The 20,694-nt window shown below is 68.8% G+C and carries 21 protein-coding genes; 15 read left to right on the top strand and 6 right to left on the bottom strand.

The genetic code is table 11. From position 1 onward, the window contains the following. Positions 1–80: 80 nt before the first annotated feature. Together ACMGFI_RS21140 and ACMGFI_RS21135 are read right to left on the bottom strand one after the other, a co-directional pair. Positions 81–1,148: a dipeptide epimerase gene (locus tag ACMGFI_RS21140; RefSeq protein WP_436912366.1), complete on the bottom strand. Its 1,068-nt coding sequence runs from the start codon at positions 1,146–1,148 to the stop codon at positions 81–83. After that, positions 1,145–2,146, bottom strand: a complete 1,002-nt coding sequence (locus tag ACMGFI_RS21135; protein WP_436912364.1) for a C40 family peptidase — start codon at positions 2,144–2,146, stop codon at positions 1,145–1,147. Before ACMGFI_RS21135 ends, ACMGFI_RS21140 begins: the two co-directional genes overlap by 4 nt. Before the next feature lie 118 nt (positions 2,147–2,264). On the opposite strand from ACMGFI_RS21135, the gene ACMGFI_RS21130 reads away from it, so the two are divergent. Continuing rightward, on the top strand, positions 2,265–2,966 hold the full coding sequence (locus ACMGFI_RS21130; RefSeq protein ID WP_436912362.1) for a PIG-L deacetylase family protein: 702 nt from the start codon (positions 2,265–2,267) through the stop codon (positions 2,964–2,966). Positions 2,967–2,995: 29 nt separating this feature from the next. Then, positions 2,996–3,376 (top strand): RidA family protein, encoded by a 381-nt coding sequence (locus ACMGFI_RS21125; RefSeq protein ID WP_436912360.1) that lies wholly within the window; start codon positions 2,996–2,998, stop codon positions 3,374–3,376. 59 nt (positions 3,377–3,435) lie between these two features. Here ACMGFI_RS21125 and ACMGFI_RS21120 read toward each other — a convergent pair whose 3' ends face one another. After that, the gene (locus ACMGFI_RS21120; protein WP_436912358.1) at positions 3,436–4,593 is read right to left on the bottom strand and encodes an MFS transporter; all 1,158 of its coding nucleotides are present in this window, start codon (positions 4,591–4,593) and stop codon (positions 3,436–3,438) included. A 254-nt stretch (positions 4,594–4,847) separates the two neighbouring features. On the opposite strand from ACMGFI_RS21120, the gene ACMGFI_RS21115 reads away from it, so the two are divergent. The 6 genes from ACMGFI_RS21115 to ACMGFI_RS21090 all read left to right on the top strand — a co-directional run bounded on the left by ACMGFI_RS21115 (position 4,848) and on the right by ACMGFI_RS21090 (position 10,679). Then, positions 4,848–5,915: a glucose 1-dehydrogenase gene (locus ACMGFI_RS21115; RefSeq protein WP_436912356.1), complete on the top strand. Its 1,068-nt coding sequence runs from the start codon at positions 4,848–4,850 to the stop codon at positions 5,913–5,915. 168 nt (positions 5,916–6,083) lie between these two features. Then, positions 6,084–7,181, top strand: coding sequence for a lactonase family protein (locus tag ACMGFI_RS21110; protein WP_436912355.1), 1,098 nt, complete (start codon positions 6,084–6,086; stop codon positions 7,179–7,181). Between the two features lie 1,486 nt (positions 7,182–8,667). Beyond that, positions 8,668–9,507, top strand: a complete 840-nt coding sequence (locus ACMGFI_RS21105; protein WP_436912354.1) for a ParA family protein — start codon at positions 8,668–8,670, stop codon at positions 9,505–9,507. Further along, a complete protein-coding gene (locus tag ACMGFI_RS21100; protein ID WP_436912353.1) occupies positions 9,504–9,932 on the top strand; it encodes a DUF7970 domain-containing protein in 429 nt (142 codons plus the stop codon). The genes ACMGFI_RS21105 and ACMGFI_RS21100 overlap by 4 nt, the downstream gene beginning before the upstream one ends. 112 nt (positions 9,933–10,044) lie before the next feature. Beyond that, positions 10,045–10,287 (top strand): hypothetical protein, encoded by a 243-nt coding sequence (locus ACMGFI_RS21095; RefSeq protein ID WP_436912351.1) that lies wholly within the window; start codon positions 10,045–10,047, stop codon positions 10,285–10,287. Further along, entirely contained in the window at positions 10,284–10,679 is a 396-nt protein-coding gene (locus ACMGFI_RS21090) for a PIN domain-containing protein (RefSeq protein WP_436912350.1), read from the top strand. Before ACMGFI_RS21095 ends, ACMGFI_RS21090 begins: the two co-directional genes overlap by 4 nt. A gap of 15 nt (positions 10,680–10,694) precedes the next feature. On the opposite strand, the gene ACMGFI_RS21085 is transcribed toward ACMGFI_RS21090, so the two are convergent. After that, positions 10,695–12,029 (bottom strand): cytochrome P450, encoded by a 1,335-nt coding sequence (locus ACMGFI_RS21085; RefSeq protein ID WP_436912349.1) that lies wholly within the window; start codon positions 12,027–12,029, stop codon positions 10,695–10,697. A gap of 184 nt (positions 12,030–12,213) precedes the next feature. Here ACMGFI_RS21085 and ACMGFI_RS21080 point away from each other — a divergent pair, with 184 nt between their 5' ends. From ACMGFI_RS21080 to ACMGFI_RS21065, 4 genes are all read left to right on the top strand, one after another. Continuing rightward, positions 12,214–13,431 (top strand): pyridoxal phosphate-dependent aminotransferase, encoded by a 1,218-nt coding sequence (locus ACMGFI_RS21080; RefSeq protein WP_436912347.1) that lies wholly within the window; start codon positions 12,214–12,216, stop codon positions 13,429–13,431. Between the two features lie 432 nt (positions 13,432–13,863). Further along, positions 13,864–14,481 (top strand): class I SAM-dependent methyltransferase, encoded by a 618-nt coding sequence (locus tag ACMGFI_RS21075; RefSeq protein WP_436912346.1) that lies wholly within the window; start codon positions 13,864–13,866, stop codon positions 14,479–14,481. A 231-nt stretch (positions 14,482–14,712) separates the two neighbouring features. Continuing rightward, positions 14,713–15,846, top strand: coding sequence for a tyrosine-type recombinase/integrase (locus ACMGFI_RS21070; RefSeq protein WP_436912345.1), 1,134 nt, complete (start codon positions 14,713–14,715; stop codon positions 15,844–15,846). Between the two features lie 144 nt (positions 15,847–15,990). Continuing rightward, positions 15,991–16,707 (top strand): DUF7260 family protein, encoded by a 717-nt coding sequence (locus ACMGFI_RS21065; protein WP_436912343.1) that lies wholly within the window; start codon positions 15,991–15,993, stop codon positions 16,705–16,707. A 46-nt stretch (positions 16,708–16,753) separates the two neighbouring features. On the opposite strand, the gene ACMGFI_RS21060 is transcribed toward ACMGFI_RS21065, so the two are convergent. Beyond that, positions 16,754–17,524, bottom strand: a complete 771-nt coding sequence (locus ACMGFI_RS21060; protein WP_436912342.1) for an MOSC domain-containing protein — start codon at positions 17,522–17,524, stop codon at positions 16,754–16,756. A gap of 264 nt (positions 17,525–17,788) precedes the next feature. Between ACMGFI_RS21060 and ACMGFI_RS21055 the strand changes: the two genes are divergently transcribed. Both ACMGFI_RS21055 and gdhB read left to right on the top strand, forming a co-directional pair. After that, the gene (locus ACMGFI_RS21055) at positions 17,789–17,944 is read left to right on the top strand and encodes a rubrerythrin-like domain-containing protein (RefSeq protein WP_436912340.1); all 156 of its coding nucleotides are present in this window, start codon (positions 17,789–17,791) and stop codon (positions 17,942–17,944) included. Positions 17,945–17,963: 19 nt separating this feature from the next. Continuing rightward, positions 17,964–19,259, top strand: coding sequence for a glutamate dehydrogenase GdhB (gdhB, locus tag ACMGFI_RS21050; protein WP_436912338.1), 1,296 nt, complete (start codon positions 17,964–17,966; stop codon positions 19,257–19,259). Between the two features lie 88 nt (positions 19,260–19,347). On the opposite strand, the gene ACMGFI_RS21045 is transcribed toward gdhB, so the two are convergent. Beyond that, a complete protein-coding gene (locus ACMGFI_RS21045) occupies positions 19,348–20,061 on the bottom strand; it encodes a hypothetical protein (RefSeq protein ID WP_436912336.1) in 714 nt (237 codons plus the stop codon). A 399-nt stretch (positions 20,062–20,460) separates the two neighbouring features. Between ACMGFI_RS21045 and ACMGFI_RS21040 the strand changes: the two genes are divergently transcribed. Continuing rightward, positions 20,461–20,691: a DUF1328 family protein gene (locus ACMGFI_RS21040; protein WP_436912335.1), complete on the top strand. Its 231-nt coding sequence runs from the start codon at positions 20,461–20,463 to the stop codon at positions 20,689–20,691. Positions 20,692–20,694 lie beyond the last annotated feature (3 nt).

Here is a 20,694-nt window from a genome sequence, read left to right as displayed (position 1 = left end):
ACCGGGCGGAACTCGTCGGGCCGACGAACTCGAAGCACTCCGCACAGAAGTACGTGAGACTGTCGGCATCGGGAACCCGCTCAGCCGCTCCAGTCGATGTCGGGGTCGACGCCGTGGCCGGGGCCGCTCGGGTCGAGGACGGGTCCCGGGTCGGCGCCGCCGAGCTGTCGCGAGTGGCTGACGTTCCCGTCGAGGTCGACGTGCGAAACGCCGCCGATCCCGGCGACGAGGTGCGCGGCGGCGTGGAGCCCGACCGCGCTCTCCAGCATACAGCCGATCATGAGGTCGAGATCGGCAGCCCGGGCGACGGCCGCGATCCGCCGGGCGCCCAGGAGTCCCGACTTCGCGAGCTTCAGGTTGATCACGTCGGCCGCCTCCCGCTCGGCGACGCGGAGCGCGTCGCCCGGCGAGAACACCGCCTCGTCGGCGGCGACCGGCGGGACGACCCGCCGCTTCACCTCGGCGAGCCCCGCCACGTCGTCGGCCGGCACCGGCTGCTCGACCAGCGCGGGATCGATCCCCCGGTCGTCGAGGCCGCGACAGAACCGGACCGCGGTCGCGGGGGACCACCCCTGGTTCGCGTCGACCGTGAGGTCGCAGTCCGGATGCCCCTCGACGACCGCCTCGACGCGTGCGAGGCTCTCAGCGACCCCGTCGCCCGTCTTCACCTTGATCGTGTCGTAGCCCGCGTCGGCGGCCGCCGCGGCGTCGTTCCTCGCCTCGTCGGGCGAGACCAGCGAGACGGTGATATCCGTCTCGACGGGTTCGGGTCGTCCGCCGAACAGTTCGGACAGCGGAATCGCCCGTTCCCGGCAGTGGGCGTCGAGGACGGCCATCTCGACGGCGAGCGCCGCCGACACCATGCCTGGGCTGCTCCGGCGGACGTCGTCGACGATCGCGCGGTAGTTCGCGCTGTCGCGGCCCTCGACGAGCGACAGCGCGTCGCGAACCTGGGCGACAGCGGCGTCACGGGTCGCGCCGGTTACGGGTGGGTGCGGTGTGGCCTCACCGATGCCGACCGCCCCCGTCGCCGTCTCGACGCGGACGAAGAGGGTCTCGGCCGTCGTCTGCGTCCCGAGGGCGATCCGGAACGGGTCGTCCAGCGGGATGTCGACGGGCTCGACGGTCACCGACTCGACCCGGCTCACTGCGGTAGCACCCGGCGGGCCGTCTCGAACGACTCGTCGAGGTCCGGCAGGTAGCCCTCGGCGCCCGGGTCGAGGCTGTTGACGACCACCTCGTCGGCCGGCCCGTGGGCGTGGACGAACTCGTCGCCGCCGAGGTTGATCGCGACGTGGCCGGGGAAAAACAGCAGGTCGCCGGGGGCGATGTCGACCCGGTCGAGTTCGCTCCCGACGCGGCGCTGCTGGTCCGCATCGCGCGGGAGGGGGACGCCGACGGTCCGGTAGGCGACCCACGCGAGCCCCGAGCAGTCGATCCCGTCGTGGGTCTTCCCGCCCCACTCGTAGGGCGTCCCCAGGAACGAGCGGGCGGCGGCGACCACATCGTCGGTCGCGGGCGCGTCGCACTGGCGAGTGAGCGCCGACTCGGGGACGCGTCGCCGGTCGCCGGTCCGGAACTCGACGAGCGCCTCGCCCTCGGACGCCTCGACGACCTTGCACTCGGTGCCCGGGCTGACCTCGACGCCGTCGGCCGCGCCGTCGAAGCGCTCGGAGACGACGGCGTCGACGCCGATCGGCGTGGCCTCGACCAGTTCGCTCGTCTCGATCCACCCGAGGTAGCCGTCGGGGACGCGGACGCGCGTCCACTCGCCCGCCTCGTCGAACGCCCTGACGTCGTCGCCGGCGAGCGCCTGTGTCACCTGCTCGGCGTCGACCGCGGGCTCGGACCGGACCGGACACGCGGTGGCGGCCACCGTCCGGCTGCGCTCGTGGTTCTCGAGGACCGTCACGTCCCTCGTGGTGACCAGCTGCCCGGTCTCCTCGCGGACGGCCGCCCGCGCGAGCCGCGCGAGCCGTTCCGTCTCGACCGCTCCCGTGAGGAGACACTCCTCGCCGTCCCCCTCCGTGTCGACGTCGAGTTCGAAACAGCTCGTCCGGTCGTCGGACGTATAGATGGTTCGACAGGTATCGAGCGCGATACGCGCCCGTCTCCGCAGTCGCGTCTGACGTCCCTCGAGGCTCATCGATGTACGACCGATACCGACCGCGGCCAATTATAATTTCCCCAGGCGAGGGACCCGGCGCTCGGACCGGCGGCCCGTCGGGGAAACGATTAACTCCCGACGCGCGCACCGTGGGGGTATGGACCTGTTAGCGATAGTCGCGCATCCCGACGACGCCGACATCTTCTGCGGCGGGACGCTCGCCAAACACGCCGACCGGGGCGATGACGTCACCATCGTCCACATGACGCGGGGCGAGTACGGTGGGCTCGACGCGACTGAGGCGGAGATCGCCGAGATCCGCGAGGGCGAAGCGCGTCGCTCCGGCGAGGTTCTCGGCGCGTCGACGGTCGACTTTCTCGGGTTCGAGGACGGCCGCGTGACTTACTCCCTGGAGAACCGCATGCGGGTCGTCGACTGCATCCGCGAGCACGACCCCGACGTCGTGTTCACGCACTACCGCGAGGACATGCACCCCGACCACCGCGCGACCTCCCGGCTGGTCACCGACGCCTACTACATGGCGTCGCTCCCGCTCGCCGAGACCGACCACCCCGCCTGCGACCCCGACAACGTCTACTTCTTCGGGAAACCGACCTCGGAGTTCGAGCCGACGACGTTCGTGGATATCAGCGGGTACGAGTCGACGAAGGGCGACGCCATCGAGAGCCACGAGTCGCAGGTCGAGTTCCTCGACGAACACGGCGGGATCGACTCGGAGTTCGACAACCTCGTCGACGGCGTCCTCGCCGAGAACCGGACGCTCGGCCGCCGCGTCGGGGCCGAGTACGCGGAGGGATTCGCCCCGCTCCACGAGACGGCAGTCGAGTACATTGATTAGCCGTCGGTCCGCAGGTCGGGTCGCACGCCATGACGCGCGAAGAGATATCTACCGACGACGCACCGCCGAGCATCGGCCCGTTCTCGCAAGCCATCCGCCACGACGACACGGTCTACGTGTCCGGACAGGGGCCGGTCGACCCCGACACGGGTGACATCGTCGGCGACGACATCCGCGAGCAGACGGCGCACACGCTGGAGAACGTCGAGGCCGTCCTGTCGGCCGCGGGCGCGTCGCTCGACGACGTGGTCAAGGCCACCGTCTTCGTGACGGACATGGACGACTACGACGACGTCAACGACGTGTACGCCGAGTACATGAGCGACCCGTTCCCGGCGCGCAGCGCCGTCGAGGTCGCCGACCTCCCGGTCGACATCGGCGTCGAGATCGAGGTCATCGCCGCGGTGTGAGCCCGGAGTGCAGTCGCGTTCACCCGGTCGCGTTCGGTCCGAGGGCGAGCCGCCGACCGTCAGGCGGCGCTCGCGGCGCCGGGCGTGGCGACGAAGCGGTGGATCGTCACGCCGAAGGCGACGACCAGCAGCGCGCCGCCCGCGAGGAAGGCGTACATCTCCTGGACGCCCACGAGGTCGACCAGTCGGCCGGCGAGCGACTGCCCGAGCGCGCCGCCGGCCCCGATACCGACGCTCGTGAGCAGCGTCTGGGCCGTCGAGTCCATCCCCGCCGGGGCGCTCTCGTGGGCGAGGTTGACGAGCGAGAAGTACAGGACGGCGAGCCCGACGCCGAGGAACGCGTTCGCGAGCAGGACAGAGGGGAGCGATGCCCAGGTCGTGAGGAGGCCGAAGGCGGCGACGTAGCTCACGCCGCCGAGGACGATCGGCCAGCCGTAGGAGTCGGCCCAGCGGGCGATCGAGAGGAAGACCGCCGCCTCGACGACCGTCTTGAGGAACCAGGCGACGCCGGTGAGACCGTCGCCCAGTTCGACCGCGCGCATGTAGACGGAGAAGAAGGCGGCGCCGGGCGACGAGACGAGTCCCATCGCGAACGCGGTGGCCAGCAGCGCGAAGAAACGCGGCTCCCTGACCAGCGAAACCGCCGCCGCGCCGAGGTCCCCCTCGAAGACCTGTTCCTCCACCTGGGGGACGCCGCGGAGGAGCGCGAGGAAGCAGACCATCCCGCCGACGTAGAGGTACACGACGACGCCGGTCTCCAGCCGGGCGATGGCGTACCCGACGACCAGGACGGTGACGCCGAAGGCGATCGAGCCGAAGCTCCGGACGCGACCGTACTCGACGCCCTGCCGGAGGACCAGCGAGTTCGCGATCGGGACGATCGGCGCACGCGTCATCGAGAACAGCAGCGTCCCGCCGGCGACGACCAGGAACGCGTGGGCCGGCAGGCTCGCGCTGAGGGGGTAGCTCAGGATGGCGACGCCGGACGCGAGCGCGGCGGCGAAGAGGACCCGGGTCGGCGACTGCGTGTAGTCGGCGACGAGCCCCCAGGCCGGTTGCGCGACGACGCCGCCCGCGACCCACAGCGAACCGACGAGTCCGATCTGTGTCCCCGTCATCCCGATCTCCTGCAGGTAGACGCTCCGGAACGCGACGAAGCCGCTGAAAGCGGCGTAGAAGACGAAAAACAGGGCCTGGTAGCGGCGCGTGCTAGCCATCGGTTCGTCGGTTGCCGAGCGATCCCCTGAATCTACCGATCGCGGCGGATCTCTTCGGTAGTCGGGCACTCTCCCCTCCTCCAAATCGACCCCGCCGTTTTTCACGGGAGCCGTCGAAGCCGACGCCATGCAGGGCAGCCACTCGTGCGACCAGCGTGAGATCCGGATCCGGTTCGATGGGACCGCTCGCAGCCACCGCGACGAAGCGCCTCTCGTCGCCGGGCAGCGCGACACTCGCCGGGAGGTGGCGTGAGATGCGCGCGATCGCGGTCGAGCAGGGCGAATCCAGTCCCCGAGTGATATCGGTCGACGAGCCCACGCCCGACGAGGGCGAGGTGCTCGTCCGGACGCTGCGCGTGGGGATCGACGGGACCGACCACGAGGTCGTCCACGGGTCCCACGGCGGCTATCCCGACGGGGCCGACTACCAGATCCTCGGTCACGAGGCGGTCGGGGTGGTCGAGGAGGCCGCCGGGACTGACCTGGAGACCGGACAGCTGGTCGTGCCGACCGTCCGGCGGCCGCCGGGCGGCGAACCGAACGAGTACTTCGAGCGGGGCGAACCGGACATGGCTCCGGCGGGCGCGTACGTCGAGCGGGGGATCGCCGGCGCGCACGGCTACATGGCCGAGTATTTCACCAGTCGCCCGGAGTTCCTCGTCCCCGTCCCCGACGCGCTCGCCGCGACGGGGTTCCTGATAGAGCCGATCAGCAACGCGGAGAAGGCGCTCGACCTGGCCGCGGCCAGCCGGTCGACCTTCGAGTGGTCGCCGGCGGCGGCGACCGTCCTCGGGAACGGCCCGCTCGGACTACTCGCGCTCGCGCTCCTCGACCAGCGCGACTTCGAACGGACGTACTGTCTCGGACGCCGGGACCGACCGGACCCGACGATCGACATCATCGAACGGCTGGGCGCCACGTACGTCGACTCGCGGGAGACGCCAGTCGCCGACCTCGCCGGCGTCCACGAGCCGATGGATCTCGTCTTCGAGGCGACGGGGTACGCGAAACACGCGTTCGAGACGGTCGACGCGCTCGCCCCGAACGGCGTCGGCGCGCTGCTGGGGATCCCCGAGTCGTGGGAGTTCGATGTCGACGGCGGTCGCCTCCACCGCGAGTTCGTCCTGGAGAACAAGGCCCTGGTCGGGAGCGTCAACTCCCACGTCCCGCACTTCGAGGCGGCGCTCGAAACGCTGGCGGCGTATCCCGACTGGTTCACCGACGCGATCGTCACGCACGTCTTCTCACCGGAGGACGTCGACGACGCGTTCGAACGGGGCGACGACCGCATCAAGACCGTTGTCGAGTTCGACGCGCGATGATCGCTTCTGTCCAGTGATCACAGCCGACGGGAGATCTGTTGAAAGGCGGTGGCCGGTGAACGGGGACTAGCCGGAGTGTGGCCCGGTTAGGAGGGGCAGGTCGGTTCGACCAGTCGAGCAGTATTTGGGGCCATACATTGATTGCGGAGGCGCCGCCAGGTGGGAGCGATGACACAGCTCGGCTTCGTCGGCACCTACACCGACAGCGACAGCGACGGTGTGTACACCGTCGCGGTGAGGCCCGATGAGGACCCCGTTATTCGACGGATCGGCGCCACTGACGTCCCCGACGACCCCTCGTTTCTCGCCGTACATCCGGACGGGTCAGCGCTCTACGCCGTCCACGAAGTCGCGGAGGGGGCGGTCAGCGCGTTCCGGATCGACGAGGAATCCCGGACCGATGTCCCCGAAGGGGACGAGCGGACCGGCGGAGACGGCGGTCTCAGTCACCTGAACCGCGTCCGCACGGGCGGCGGCGGCGCGCCCTGCCACTGCAGCGTCCACCCGTCGGGCGAGTACGTCTTCGTCGCCCACTACAACGGCGCGACCGTCACGGTGCATCCAGTCCGGGACGACTACGGTCTCGAACGGCCGATCGACACCGTCGCCCGCGAAGGGTCGGGCGCTGATCCGGACCGACAGGCCAGTCCGCACCCTCACTCGGCCACGCCGGGGCCCGACGGGCAGTACGTGTACGTGCCCGACCTCGGCACAGACGAGATCGGGGTCTACGAGTTCGACGACAGCGAAGGTATGTTGCAGGAGACCGGCTGCACCGAAGTCAGCCCCGGTGCCGGGCCGCGACACATCGACTTTCATCCGACCGAACCGTACGCTTACGTCAGTACCGAACTCGACTCGACGGTTACCGCGTTCAAGCACGATCCCGAGACAGGGGGCCTGAGCGAGACGGCGACCCGAACGACGCTCCCTGACGGAGATGTCGCAGAGAATTACCCCGGGGATATCCGCGTCCATCCGTCGGGAGAGTACCTGTACGCGTCGAACCGCGGCCACGACAGCATCGTCGCGTTCGACATCGATGGCGACCCGAGCGATCCGTCGCCTATCGGTCACTATCACACGGGCGGTGAGTGGCCCCGACACTTCGCGCTCGACGGGAGCGGCCAGTGGCTCTTCGCGGAGAACCAACACACGGACGACATCGTCGCGTTCCGCATCGATCGATCGACCGGCGAACTCGAACCGACAGGGACCGCGATCAACGTGCCGTCACCGACGTGTATGTGCCTCCTCGAGCGGTGATCTCTACCGCCCGTGGCCGCACGCGAATTTCGGACGACCATCCAAAACTGTAGCTCGGAGCCCGGCACACAAACTCATATCAGATACGTGTCTATAATTGAAATATTATGAATTCGCAAAAATCGATCCCCCATTTCCCGTGATCGTCGGAGGGTTGGTGATAACATCATCAGGGGCAGACGGAAAACATCGATATTCACGGCACTTTCACCGGAGTATCCGGAGTGCAGATTCAGGGCCCCACTCCTGGGTACCTTACCAGTCACCTCGATGCGATCGGGCGGGTTTCAGCCGGTGAGGGGTTTCATCCGACTAACCCCTTCACAACTCCGGACTCTCCCTCTGCCTGTTCAGCGGTCGGTTTGGTCAGTTTTGGCTCGATCTGTTTAGGTACAGCTGGCTTCGTCGAACTCCAGTTACTGGCACGTCTACAGATGGGACCTTGCTGGAACAATCCCGATGCGGGTCGAGCTTTCGCCTCGCCACCGCGGTAACCGGTGTCCGGACCGGGCCTGGTGTGGCGATTCGCCGGTGGCCGAGCCGCAGGACCGACGAGAGGCGGTAGGATTCACCCCATCCGGAGAGCGTGCCGGACGACACACACACCGACTTTCCGGTGAATGACTGGGACACTAATTGTGCCGGTAGGAATCGGATCCTGAGAGAGTAACTATAGTTCGGATCAGTCAATATTCATACCCCGCGGCGGGCTTCCAGCGGTCAGACCGGGACCCCGAGAACCGGTAGCGACTCGCGGGAGTGGCCGTCTCACTCGACCACCTAGCCGACCGTCGCGAACGCGAGCGTCAGTGCCAGCACCGGGAGCGCCCCCTCCGATCGCTGACCCCGCCGTGACCAACTGGACGAGACTCACGACGAAGGGGCTGCTGTAGAGCGCGTTGGTCGTCGTCGATGCGAGCTCGGCTTCCCGGCTTAGTACAGCGGGCGGAAGGCGAGACGGCGTTGTGTGCGAACGAGAACGGGATTGTCACGGCCGGCCTACTGGGTTGGCTGATTCATCGGGGTAGTGTCGCTACCCGGGACAGCCGAACCACGCAACTACCGGAACTAGCTGCGAAGGCCAGCCACTCCGCACAGCTGACTGACACAGCCAACTAGCTTAGCTAACAAGCATAGCCAACTAGAATAGCTAATCAGAATAGCTAATTTATTCAGGTCACTCATTTAGATAAGTTCTAAAACTTAGCTTACCTGATTGGCCAATCGAATTAGCTTATCTAGTTAGCTTATCTAGTTCACGTATCCGACTAGCCGATCCCACATACAGGCTACGATCTGGTGGCAGTACTTTCAACCGAAGATAGCCCAGAAACGCAGAAAATACGAGGTTCAGGCCAAATTGAGCGCACCAGTAGGTCTATCGGCCCCAATTCGTGTGAGGGCGAAAGAGCTGGCTAACTGAGCTAATCTACTCAGCTATACCGTCTGACTAAGTTTTATAGCTGATCGGTCCGACGGGCCGGATATGCTGGCCTACACGGTGTACTCGGAGGCGGGCGGTGTCGGGAAGACGACGCTCGCCGCGAACCTCGCGAAGGCGGAGGTGCGAGCCGGTCGCGACACGCTTGTGGTCGACCTCGACACCCAGGAGGCGTCGCTGTCGTACCTGCTGGACGTGGCCGACGACCGCGACGACGACCAGGCCGACAGCCTCCTGCGACACATGATCGACCGCCCGCGCGGCGACTTCGCGGACCTGATCCGGACGAGCGAGGGGATCGACGTCGTCCCCTCGCACAACATCCTCGAGTACGCGTCGAAACACCTGCGACGACGCGAGGAGGAGGCCGCCGACTTCGGGGAGTCGTGGAACCCGAACAAGCAACTGCTACGCGTCCTCCGGGAGGCGGGCGTCCACGAGGCGTACGACACCCTCATCGTCGATCCGCCGGCGACCGCCGACATCAAGCTCCACAACGCGATCCACGCGACCCGCCACCTCGTTATCCCGTTCGAGCCCAGCGGGAAGGGCTACGAGTCCGTCCAGGGGCTCGACCAGCTGGTCGGCGGGCTCGAAGACCAGCTAGGGATCGAGGTGGGCGTCCTCGCGGTCGTCCCGAACCGCTACAAGGGGATGAACGACCAGGACCGCTTCCTCGAGGAGATCGAGGCCGACGGCTGGGAGATCCCGATCCGCCTGCGCGAGCGGTCGTCGCTGCTGGAAGGGTGCTGGGCCGAGCAATGTACCGCGTTTCGCTATATCGACGAGCACCGCGAGCGCGAGCGCGACCACGAACTGGAGACGCTCGAGAAGGTCGAACGGCTCGCCGAGCGCATCCGCGAGACGCAGGCGGTGGAAGCATGAAGCAGGGGTCGACCGACGACCCGTTCGCCGAGGAGCCCGACGACGGCACAGACGCGGAGGAGACGGACACCGCGGCGTCCGAGCCCGAAGCCGGTGCGAACGAGACGACTGGAACGGCCGACACGACCGAAACAGCCGGCACGACCGACACGTCAACCCTCGAATCGACCCACGAGACCGTCCAGCGCGGGTCGCTCCCGTACATCCACGCCCGCGACGGCGTCAAGGACGGCCGGACCCAGCGGCCGGTCTTCCTGCGCGACCACGTCGAGGCCGGCATCGACGACCTCGTCGCGGAGATGGAAGCCGAACTCGGCGAGGACGTGTACAAGACCGACGTGACCGAGGCCGCGATGGCCGTCGCCCAGGAGAACCCGGAACTCGTCCTCGCGAAACTGGAGGAGTGGGGGTACGGCTGGAGCTGACGCCGGACGCGCCGCCAGCCCCTCGTTCAGTCGTCGCGAGAGCGAGGGGAGACCGTACGTCAGCTTCCCGGCCGCCGAAACCCTCTTTACGGCGTATATTCGAATATACGACATGGTCAAGACCATCCGCGTCTCCGAGGAGTACCACGAGTGGCTCTCGGCGCACAAGCGGGCCGACGAGACGATGGAGGAGACCCTCCGGCGGATGACGCGCGGGCCGAACCCCGACGACGTGGCGGGGCTGCTGACGAGCGAGGAGGCCGAGCGGGCGAAGGCGGCCGTCGACGACCTGCGCGGGCGCGACGGCGACCGCTTCGCCGCCGCGCGAGCGGCCTTCGAGGACGACGACGGATGATCGTCGACTCCTCGTACCTGTTCGACCTGATGGCCGGGGACCCGGCCGCTTTCGAGAAGGGGAGCGAACTCGTCGAGCGCGGGGAGATGCAGTGGCTGCCGACCCCGGTCGTCGCGGAGACGTACTACGGCGTCGCGACGGCCCGCAGCGACACGACCGAGGCAGAAGTCCGCAACCGGCTGCTCGGTTACCCGCGGATCGACGTCGACGAGGAAGTGACGCGCACGGCGGGCGAACTGCTCGCAACAGCCGACGGCGAAGCCGGAGCACCGCCGGGGATCGGAAGCAGCGACGCGTATATCGCGGCGATGGCGGAGATTCTCGACGACGCCGTCCTCACCGACAACGTCGACGACTTCGAGGCGCTCGGGGTACCGGTCGAGACGTACTGACTGGTCGGTCCGGGCTCACCCCCGTCGTTCCAGCGTCGCCTCGACGGGACCGTCGGGGTGGACCGTCGACCCGACCGCGACCTCGATGTCGTCGGGAACGTCGGCCACCCGACACCGCTTCGCGACGGTCGCCAGCGCGAGTCGCAGTTCCATCCGCGCGAACCGCATCCCGATGCAGTGGCGCGGGCCCCCGCCGAACGGGAAGTACGCGTACTCCGGGCGGTCGCCGGGCGGATCGTCGATGTCGTCCCAGCGGCCCGGGTCGAACTCGAAAGGGTCTGTCCACCACCGCCCGTCGGTGTGGACGTGGAACTGCGGCAGCGTGACGAACGTGTCCGCCGGGATGCGGTAGCCGTCGACCGTGACGGCTTCCTCGGTCTCCCGGAAGACCGCCGCCGCCGGCGGGTACCGGCGCAGCGTCTCCCGGAGCACCTGTTCGGTGTAGGTGAGGTCCGGCAGGTCCGCGAGGGTCGCGCGGTCGCCGTCGAGGACCGCATCGACCTCTGCGCGGAGCCGTTCGGCGACACCGGGTTTCCGGCCGAGTTCCGCGAGCGCCCACGTCAGCGCGGTCGCGGTCGTCTCGTGGCCCGCGAACAGGAACGTGACGAGCTGACTGCGGATCTCCGACTCCTCCAGTTCGCCGTCGCTTCCCATGTCGACGAGCAGCGACAGCAGGTCCTCGCGGTCGGACCCGGGGTCGCGCTCGGCGAGCAGGTCGTCGATCACCGCGTCGAGCCGCTCGATCCCCCGCTCGTAGCGGCGGTTCGCGGGCGTCGGGACCCACCGGGGGATCTCCATGGCGACCGGATTCTGACTGGTGCGTTCGAGAATGGCCTCCGCGCCCGCTCGCACCGCGTCGCGGTACTCCTCGGCGTCGATCCCGAACAGCGTCTTCCCGAGCACCCGGAGCGTGTACGTCGATGTCGCCTCCGATAGCTCGACGGCGTCGGCGGCCGCCCACTCGTCGGCCGCGGCGGCCGCGTAGGTCGCCATCGTGTCGGCGTAGGTCTCGACCCGCTCGCGGTAGAACAGCGGCTGGAGGCCAGTGCGCTGGCGGCGCCACTGCTCGCCGTCCGAGAGGAGCAAACCCTCGGCGAGTGCGTCGACGCCGCCCGCAGCGTCGGGTTTCCGGAAACAGTCGAAGTCGTCGACGAGCACCTGTTCGATGCCGTCGGGGTGGAGGACCGTCGCCATGTCGTACGTTCCCATCGAGAACCGCACCACGTCGCCGTGGCTCGCCAGGTCGTCGTAGAAATCGTAGGGGTCGCGGGCGAACGCGACCGCGCTCCCGACCAGCGGCACGCCCGAACGCTTCGGTGCGAGCGGCGCATCTCCCGTCGTCCGGCTCATACCCGATCCGCGAACCGCCGGCCCAATCGGCGTTGCCGCGGGGATACTCGGCGATTTAAGGGAGCGACGTGGCCGGAGGGGACCCAACGGGCCGGGCGCTCGTAGCGGGTCGAACAAGGGCGACATCGACAGTTCGACCGCCACATCCAAACGTACTTGCCGCTCACGGCGGAGGATCCGACCGATGACCGAGCGCGACGACACCGGTCCCGGGACGGGACCGAGTCGCATCTCCGAGCGGGCCCGGGCGGTCGAACCGCAGGGGATCCGCGAGATGTTCGACCTGGCTGCCGAGCAGGACGGCGACCCCGTCCACCTGGAGTTCGGCGAGCCGGACTTCGACACGCCGGCCCACGTCGTCGAGGCCGCCCACGAGGCTGCGACCGCCGGCCGGACGAATTACACCGCAAACGCCGGGGTCGCAGAACTCAGGGGGGCCGTCGCCGACCGCCTCGCGGAGGACGGCGGGCCGAGACCCGACCCCGAATCGGAGGTCGTCGTCACGACCGGCGGCGTCGAGGCGCTGCACCTGGCGATCCACGCGGTCGCCGACCCCGGCGACGAGGTGGTCGTGCCGACGCCGGCGTGGCCCAACCCCGTCTCGCAGGCGAAACTCGCCGACGCCACGCCCGTCGAGGTGCCGATGCCCGCCGAGCAAGGGTTCGCGCCCGACCCGGAACGGATCGTCGACGCGATCGGTCCCGACACTGCGGTCGTTCTCCTCACCTCCCCGTCGAACCCGACGGGGCGGGTGTTCCCCGAGTCGGCAGTCGAGCGCGTCGTTGCGGCGGCCGCCGACCACGATGCGTTCGTCCTCGCCGACGAGGTGTACCGCGAGTTGACCTACGCGGATCGGCCGCCCCGGACCGCGGCCGTCGCCGGCCGCATCGACCGCGAGTCGTGGGTGCTCACCGTCGGCTCCGTCTCGAAGGCCTACGCGATGACCGGCTGGCGGGTCGGCTGGCTCGCCGGCCCCGCGGACGTGGTCGGCCAGGTGACGAAGACCCGCGAGCACACCACCTCCTGCGTCAACACGCCCGCCCAGCACGCCGCCGTCGCCGCGCTGACCGGCCCGCGCGAGCGCGTCGACGAAATGCGCGAGGCCTTCGCCGAGCGGCGAGCGTACGTCCTCGACCGGGTCGACGAGATCCCGGCGGTTTCGGTCGCTCCGCCCGAGGGGGCCTTCTACGCGTTCGTCGACGTGAGCCCGCTGTCCGGGTCCGACACCGAGATCGCGGAGCGGTTGCTCACCGACCACGGCGTCGTGACCGCCCCGGGCTCTGCGTTCGGCGCCGGCGGCGAGGGCCACCTCCGCCTGAGCTTCGCGAACGGGCTCGACCGGCTGGAGACTGGCCTGGACCGCTTCGCGGCGATGATCGAGACCGACCGCGGATCCCGTTGAACCGGTCTTTCCCGGCTCGCTGGCCCCTCCAGTACCGCCGGCAGTAGGACGAGTCGAACTCCCTGCGCCGGGAACGTCCTCTCACGTCCGGTTCTCGGCCGATACTCACAGGATTTCCTTCGAGAGAATCGTCGGTATCACGGCTCGAAGCGGCCGTGCGCCGCCCTCGCCCGGTCTGCCGCGCGTATACGATGAGATCAGATGTGTTCGAGGCGGCGAGGGCAACAAACCACCGGCGAGCGGCCAGTGATGATCCGCGTGAACACGGCCTTCTTGAGTGTGTGGCCCGATACCACACGTGGGGACGAGCCGCTCGACACGAGTCAGCCCCGTGTCCCGATCTCGCCCCATTTTGACGCAACGCGTCGTCGTGGCATCCCGCTTTTCGAGCGGAGCGATGGCGTTAACTTCCGAGACTGACACCGGTCCGCTATGGATCCGGAGGACAACAGGCGCGGCTGGGCCGACCGCTCGGAGAAGTACTCCCCCGAGTACTACGCCGAGATCGGTCCCAACGAGGTGAGCGAGACGCTCGCCGACGCCTTCGACTACTACCTCGACGACGGCGCGGCGGTCCTCGAGGTCGGCTGCGGCTCCGGCCGCCACCTCGCCCACCTGCGCGACCGCGGTTTCGAGGCCCTCGCCGGGATCGACATCAATCCCGACTCCTTCGACGTGATGGCCGAGCGCTACCCCCGGCTGGCGGAGACGGGCGACTTCCGGACCGGCGCGGTCGAGGACCTGCTCCCGGAGTACGACGACGGCGCCTTCGACGCCGTCTTCTCCGTCGAGACGCTCCAGCACATCCACCCCGACGACGAGTGGGTCTTCGAGGAGCTGACGCGGGTGACGGACGACCTGCTGGTCACCGCCGAGAACGAGGGCAACAGCCCCGAGCGCGGCCGCGAGGAGAGCGAAGTGAGCCGCGTCGACGACGAGTTCCCCCTCTACCACCGGGACTGGAAGGCGGTGTTCACGGACCTGGGCTGTGCGCAACTGCTCTGCGAGCCGACGAGCCGCGACACGGTCCGCGTCTTTCGCGTGCTGTAGCGTCTATTCGTCAACTTCACTCGCGAGCGTCGCCTTGCCCCCCGGGTCGGTGTCACGGTGCCGGGCCCGACTATCGTATAGCCGGATGTGGTTTATAATCGGGGACACGCCGGTTAGATTACCTCTGTACGGCGAGTTCGGCGGGTTCACAGGGTCAGCCATTTACTATGTCTTAGAGGAGAAAGACACAGTACCTTGAAGTGGGCGGATGCCGTCCCCCGAGTCGAACCGATGACGGCCGACGAGAGCGGGGGTTCGAGCGCCGAGACCGGCCTCGAAGCCGCGATCGACGCGCGACTCGCCAGCCTCGACTCGGGGAACTACCGGGCGAACAACGAGCTCGTCCTCGACGCGTTCGCGGAGTTTCTGACGGACCGCCGCGGCGTGACGAGCCTCGACGAGTTGACGGTCCTCGACTGTCGCCGGTACGCCCAGTGGCTCCGCGAGCGCACGCGGGACGACGAAGACGCGCTCTCGGCGGCCTCCGCCCACGCGAACGGGCCCTATTTCACGATCGTCCGGGCGTTCCTCGGCTGGTGTGTCGACGACGAGCGACTGGAGTCGAACCCGGCGCGGCCGAACCGCGTGAAGGAGGCGCTCCCGGAGTACCGCGGTGACCCCGACAGGCAGTTCTGGTCGGCCGAGGCCCGGGGGGCCCTGATCGAGTTCGTGGACGAACGGGCCCGCGACGCGCTCGACGGGTCGACCGACGAGCGGGAGCGAGCCTTCCGGGACCGGGCGCTGGTGGCGACCCTCGCGTTCACGGGCGCACGCGGCGCGGAGGTGTTCGACGACCCGCGCGACGACCACCGCGACGGCCTCCGCTGGAGTGACGTCGACCTCGACCGAGGGGTCGCCGAGGTCCTCGGCAAGACGCGCGAGCGGCAGCCGGTCCCCCTGACCGACCGCGTCGTCGAGCGCCTGAAGCGCTACCGGACCGTCCTCGACCCGGCGAGCGAGGAGTGGCCGGTGTTCCCGACGCGACACCACCCTTCACTGGCACGGGTCGTCAAGGAGGGGCTCGAGGCGCGCGGCTTGGACGGCGACGATATCGAGTCGGCGCTCGATGGGGCGACCGCGACGGAACTGCTGCGGACCCACGGGATCGCGCCGCCGGCGCTCTCGAAGAACGGCGCCCGGTCCGTGATGCGGCGGCTGTGCGAGCGCGCCGATGTCGACATCGACGGGGAGTACCTGAAACCCCACGGCGGACGGAGGGGGCTCGGCAGCGAACTCTACGCCAGGGACGCCGAACTCGCCCAGGAGACTCTCCGTCACGAGTCGATCGAGACCACCCACGAGTCCTACCGCGAACAGGACGCGGTCGAGCGACGCGAGCGGCTGGAACGGGCGCTCGACGAGTAGCCCGGACACTGCCAGGCGCGATACCGGACGGGTCCGCCCTTCCGGCGGGTTCCGCCCCTCGACTGCTCTGTACCGGGGTCGGCGGGTTCCGGGCCGCCTCCTGCGCCGGAAACACTTTTGCTCGTGCGAACGGATGACATAGTGATGGAGACCTCACGCCAGGCGGACGATCCAGTGGCGCGGACACTGCGGGAACACGCCATGGAGCCGCTCTCGACGGCCGAGGATCTGGTCGAGGCGGAACGGGCGGAGGTCGAAGCCGAGCGGCGCGCGTTCGTCCGGTTCGGTGACAGAGTCGGCGGTATCGACGCGGTGAGCAGGGGGGCGACGGGGACGACCCCCACCAGGACGCTCGCCGGGTCCCGGCCGCGGCGGGTCGAGCGAGTCCGGGGCGCCTTCAGGGAGACGGTGATGAGCGTCGACCACTACGAGGAGGTGTACGGCGAGTCGCTGGTCGAGCACGCGGCGGCCGAGCTCTCCGCCGACGTGGCGACCGGGTTCCGCCGCGAGGGCGGGACGCAGTTCACCGAGTTCTACAAGTCGGCGCTGGTGTCGGCGGTCGAGGAAGCCGTCGAGTGGCGCGAGCGCCTGCTCGAACAGCTCGACGAGGAGCTGGCGGCGCTCGACCGGAGCGGCGAGACGCTCGGGGACCTGATCGACCGCTGGGACGGGCCGGGGCCGGCGGGGGGCCTCGCGTCCGACCTCGACGACCTCGCCGAGCGGCGCCAGGACCTGATCCAGCGGCGCGACCCCCTCTCGGGCACCGACGGGCACGAGCTCTGCCAGTACGTCTACGCCGACGCCGAGTGGACCTACCCCGTCCTGACCGCGGTCGCACGAGTGCGGACGGCCGCGGTGTAGCGCGCCGGGCTCGCAGCGAGTCCCGTCGCCGGCACAGTTCAGCCGCTCACTCGACGACCTCGACTTCGTCGCCGACCCGGATCGTCCGTCCGCGGTCGGCCTCGGCGACGCCGGTGATGATCATCAGCGTGTAGTAGTGGTCGAAGGCGTCCTCGTCGGCCCACCCGGGGAACGTCTCCCGCCGCCGCTCGACGAACCGCTCGCGGAACTCCGGGGTCGGCTGGCCGGTGTCGGGGTCCCGCTGGGGGACGACACAGCGCCCGCAGGGCGTGACCCCCTCGAAGCGGACGCCGCCGGCCTCGAAGGCGGGCGCGCCCTCCCCCACGAAGCGGTCCTCCCAGAACGCCGGGACGCCCGAGACCTCGACGTTGGCCCGGAGCCGTCGACGCGCGCCCTCGACGGTCACGTCGTCGAACCAGGAAGCGACCGCCTCCAGCGTCGCCGTGCTGATGACCGAGGGACCCATCCCCCGGCGGTCGACGTACCCAAGCGACGTGTCCCGCTCCAGGGTCAGGTCCGTCCCGAAAAAGTCGCCGAGCCACTCGGCCGCGCGCTCGCGCTCGGTCCCGAGGTCGAACTCCCGGACCGCGCCGTCGGGAGTCTCGACGCGGAGCGTCCCCGTCTCGGGGTCGAAGTCGGTCGTCAGATCGTGGACGCGGTCGGTCCGCTTCCCGTTGAGGACCTCCCCTTCGGGATCGAAGAGCGCGAACTCGCGGTCGTACTCCAGCGTCCCGCCGTCGAGGACCGCGGCCGCCTCGACGTCGATACCGTCCAACCCCTTGACCGGAAACACGGTGATTCGTTCCAGACGCCCCATCACGCGTACGTATCCCGCACATCACATTAGCTGTTCGTTCGAACGTGATCGCCGTCGCACCGTGATCGAGCAACCGCGGCGCCGCGGTCGCCGAGCCCGGGCGTCAACCTGCCTCGCCGGCAGCGTGGATCCGTCGACCGACAGCCTCCCGTGCGCGGAGCAATCGCCAAGAGCGGCCACAATAGCCGGCAGACGGGTGATATTAATATCCCCTTATATTCCTCTAACGATTAATATATAGCCGTGGCGCTACGAACAGCAAGTATGCCCCACGGGCAAGACGTCGAACACGAGAACGACCCGGCCGAGTCGTCGAAGTACGAGTGCCTCGAATGCGGGACGATCGTCGAATCGGACTCCCATCCCGGCAGTTGCGACTGCGGCGGCGACTTCCAGAACCGGGCGAAGTCGCTTGAGTGACCCGCGCGGGGATCCCACGATGGCGTCCGAATCAACACCGACAGCGGGGGATACGGCGTCCGAACGGGGCGAGGCCCCGGAGTCCGCCCTCGAGACGGCCCGCCACCAGCTCAACGAGGCGGCGTCGCTCATCGACGTCGACGGGAACATCGTCGAGCGGCTCAACTATCCCGCTGCCGTCCACGAAGTGACGATCCCCCTGGAACGGGACGACGGCTCCGTGGAGATGTATCGGGGGTATCGCGCCCAGCACGACAGCGTCCGCGGCCCGTACAAGGGCGGGCTCCGGTTCCACCCCGATGTCTCCCGCGAGGAGTGTATCGGCCTCGCGATGTGGATGACCTGGAAGTGCGCGGTGATGGACATCCCGTTCGGCGGGGCGAAGGGCGGTGTCGTCGTCGACCCGAAGGACCTGAGCGAGGCCGAGACGGAGCGGCTGACCCGGCGCTTCGCCAACGAGATGCGCAGCGTCATCGGCCCGATGACCGACATTCCCGCGCCGGACATGGGGACGGGCGCGCAGACGATGGCGTGGATCATGGACGCCTACAGCGTCCAGGAGGCCGAGACGACGCCCGGTGTGGTGACGGGGAAACCCCCCGTCATCGGCGGGAGCAAGGGCCGCGAGGAGGCTCCCGGACGGAGCGTCGCGATCATCAGCCGGGAGGCGCTGAACTACTACGACTACGCGAGCGAGGACACGACGGTCGCGGTCCAGGGGTTCGGGAGCGTCGGCGCGAACGCCGCCCGCCTGCTCGACGACCGGGGCGCGACGGTCGTGGCCGTCAGCGACGTAAACGGGGCTGCCTACGACCCCGACGGGCTCGACACGCACGAGATCCCGTCCCACGAGGAACAGCCCGAGGCCGTCACGCGCCACGCCGACGAGACCATCAGCAACGAGGCCGTCCTCGAACTCGACGTCGACCTCCTCGTCCCCGCGGCCGTCGGGAACGTCATCACCGAGGACAACGCCGCGGACATCCGCGCGGACCTGATCGTCGAGGGGGCGAACGGACCGACGACGTTCGCCGCCGACTCGATCCTCGACGACCGCGGGATCCCGGTGATCCCGGACATCCTCGCCAACGCCGGCGGCGTGACGGTCAGTTACTTCGAGTGGTTACAGGACATCAATCGGCGGGCCTGGTCGCGCGAGCGCGTGAACGAGGAACTCGAGACCGAGATGACCGCCGCCTGGGAGGCCGTCCGCCGGGAGGTCGAAGCCCACGACGCGTCCTGGCGCGACGGCGCCTACGTCGTGGCGCTGTCGCGGATCGCCGAAGCGCACGAGAGCCGCGGGCTCTGGCCGTAGGCAGTCCGGCTGCGCCGGTTCGGCGACCGCACGGAGACCGTCGACCACCGGGTAGCCGCCGAAGTCGAGTCCTTCGACGCCGGGCGGATCACTCCCTCAGCCGCTCGACGAGCGGGTCGAAGTGTCCGAGGCCGACGACGGCGACCACCTCGCCCTCCCGGCGGAGGTCGCGGATCCGGTCGGCCATGTGCGCCTCGCGCGTCTCCGAGCGGATCCGCGAGGCGGGCGGCTTCTCGAAGGCGTCGAGGACCGCCGTCGCCGCCCCGGCCTGCCGGCGTTCGTCCTCGGCCTGTCGCTCGGGCGGATCCGCAGCGGTGACGTCGTACTCCGTCCGGGACCCGACCGTCGGCGACAGCGGCGTCCGGTGCGCGACCGCGGCCGCCAGTCGACAGGCGACCGCGGTCCGCGTCACCGACGCGACGCCCCTGAGCGAGCGCGCCACCGTCCCCGCGGCGGGGCGTTCCCGCGCGAACCGGGCCGCGAGCTGCCGACAGAACCGGCGGGAGGGGCCGTCGATCCCGACCACCCGGTCGGTCTCCGCGGCCGCGATCGCGGCGCTCATCTCCCCGCCGAACGCGAGCGGGTCTGTGCCCGCCGCCGCGTGGGCCTCGTACAGCCCCACCGCCAGCGGCGGCAGTTCGAGCGCCACCACGTCCGGCCGGCGCCGCGCCACGACCGCCCGTACCCGAGCCACGCTCGCGGGGTGGTCGTGGACGACGCCGACCAGCGTCACCGCTCCCCCGTCGAGCGTCGTCAGATACGCCGATTCCAGTCGCGGGTCCGCCGGCGCGTCGTCGGTCATGGTCCCCTCATCCGTTCGGTATCGTCACCCTACCCTCTGAAAGGTGAACGTAATAGTGTTGCGCTTCAACTCAGCCGACTGGTAGTAAAATCCTAGATATCGTTTTCTCGATGGAACTGGTCTTGAAGGGGATAAAACCGGACTTTCGTACCAGTTAGTTACCACCTGGGAACTGATACGATCGTATAACGTGTGTATTCGTCGTCTAATTATGAATACGGACCGTACCGCGACGGTCGGCTTCACCCGGGCCTAGTCGATCGGCGTCGCGACATCGGGTGCGAGCGACGAGGTGCGTGTCGGGGCGGACGAGGACCGGTCGAAGCGATAGCGCGGCGTTACGGTTGATATCAGCTCTATTACAAAGAGGTCGACGCGAGTAGCCTGTTGTGAAGACCCATGTACGGACTCACTGCAGTCGGCGGATCGCTCGGGACGACGGTCGGGGCCGCGACGGTACCCCTGCAGTTTTTCACGGGGAACTTCATCACGCTCGCGATCGCCTTCTTCGTGCTGGCGATCGTCGCGGCGCTGCTCGGGGCGCGCGGCGTCGCCGGGCTCAGTATGGAGATCGCGAAGTGGCTCGTGCTGATCTTCCTCGTGCTGGCGGTCGTCTCGCTCGTCCTGTGACGC

The sequence above is a fragment of the Halosimplex marinum genome, from assembly GCF_051414075.1.
Classification (GTDB): domain Archaea; phylum Halobacteriota; class Halobacteria; order Halobacteriales; family Haloarculaceae; genus Halosimplex; species Halosimplex marinum.
Note: the sequence above shows the minus strand (reverse complement) of the source record. Positions and strands in the feature narration are given on the sequence as shown.